The organism is Methylobacterium sp. WL6 (assembly GCF_008040095.1).
Classification (GTDB): domain Bacteria; phylum Pseudomonadota; class Alphaproteobacteria; order Rhizobiales; family Beijerinckiaceae; genus Methylobacterium.
In genome coordinates this window covers 1-1,509 of record NZ_VRVH01000548.1, presented here as the reverse complement: position 1 = coordinate 1,509, position 1,509 = coordinate 1, and the positions used below count along the sequence as shown (strand labels likewise).

Sequence of the window (1,509 nt, the reverse complement as noted above, 5' to 3'; positions counted from 1 at the left end):
GCGCGCACGAGCGCGTCGGGGCGGCCGCCGCCCCGACGCGCTCGTGCGCGCGGATCGCCTCGACCACCTGGGTCTCGATCCGCAGCACCGGGTTCAGGGTGGTCATCGGGTCCTGGAAGATCATCGCCATCCGCCTGCCGCGCAGCGGCCGGAGCTCGGCCTCCGGCAGACCGGCGATGTCGCGGCCCTCGAGCAGGATCCGGCCGCCCGAGACCCGGCCGGGCGCCTCGATCAGCCCCATCAGCGCGAGCCCGGTCACCGACTTGCCCGAGCCGGATTCGCCGACGAGCCCCAGCACCTCGCCGCGGCCCACGGTGAGGCTCACCCGGTCGACGGCGACGTGCTCGCGCCCGCCGGCCTTGAAGCTCACGCTGAGGTCTTCGAGGGCAAGGACGGGGGCGGTCATGGCGCGTTCCCCTGCCCGACGCCGCTTGCCTCCCCCCTCTGCGGGCTCGCGGAGGCGCGCATGCCCGCGCGTCGGCAGACGGACGGATTGCGCGAAGCACCACGCGGCCCCCTCTCCCGAACGGAAGAGGGAACCCGCGCCACCTCTGGAATGCGTGGCGAAACATGTGACCGCGATCGCCCGCCGGGGCCGGAAGGGATGTGCACGGACAGAATTCTTCGGCCGGTCCCGGAGGGTATCAATCCGAAAACCTCGGGTTCAGCACGTCGCGCAGCCGGTCGCCGACGAGGTTGATCGCGACGATGACCGCCACCAGCGCCAGGCCGGGGAAGGTCGAGATCCAGTACTTGCCCGAGAGCAGGTAGTCGTAGCCGTTCTTGATCAGCAGCCCGAGGGAGGGCTCGGTCACCGGCACGCCGACGCCGAGGAAGGACAAGGTCGCCTCGAGCGCGATGGCGTGCGCCACCTGCATCGTCGCCACCACGATCACCGGGGCCGAGCAGTTCGGCAGCAGGTGGCGAAAGATCAGGCTGCGGCGCGGCAGCGCGAGCGCGCGGGCGGCCTCCATGTACTCGCGCCGGCGCTCGACCAGGGCGGTCGCCCGGATGGCGCGGGCGTAGTAGGCCCATTGCACGGCGATCAGGGCGATCACCACCTTGTCCACGCCGCGGCCGAAGGCGGCGAGCAGCACCAGCGCGATCAGGATCGCCGGGAACGAGAGCTGCAGGTCGGCGAGCCGCATCAGCACGGCATCGACCCGGCCGCCGGCGTTGGCCGCGAGCACGCCGATCGTGGAGCCGAGCGTCGCCGCGACCAGGGTCGCCGAGAGGCTGACGACGAGGGAGACGCGCAGGCCGTAGAGGATGGCCGAGAGCATGTCGCGCCCCTGCGCGTCGGTGCCGAGCGCGTACAGCATCCCGGAGACGCTGCGGCTGCCGGGGGGCAGGGTGCCGTCCATCACGTCGAGGTTGGCGAGGTCGTAGGGGTCCTGCGGCGCGATCCAGGGGGCGAGGCAGGCGGCGAGGACCGTCAGCACCAGGGCCGCCAAGCCGAGCGCCGCGCCGGGGCTGCGGAGGAACGCGCGCACGTGCGCCCGCCAGACC

2 protein-coding genes are annotated in these 1,509 nt (G+C 72.8%); both read right to left on the bottom strand.

Annotation, left to right across the window (positions count from 1 at the left end):
- Positions 1–406, bottom strand: a 406-nt coding sequence (locus tag FV230_RS28230; RefSeq protein ID WP_147844709.1) for an ATP-binding cassette domain-containing protein, incomplete at its 3' end; no start/stop codon positions are given.
- A 238-nt stretch (positions 407–644) separates the two neighbouring features.
- Positions 645–1,493, bottom strand: coding sequence for an ABC transporter permease (locus FV230_RS28225; protein ID WP_147860288.1), 849 nt, complete (start codon positions 1,491–1,493; stop codon positions 645–647).
- Positions 1,494–1,509 lie beyond the last annotated feature (16 nt).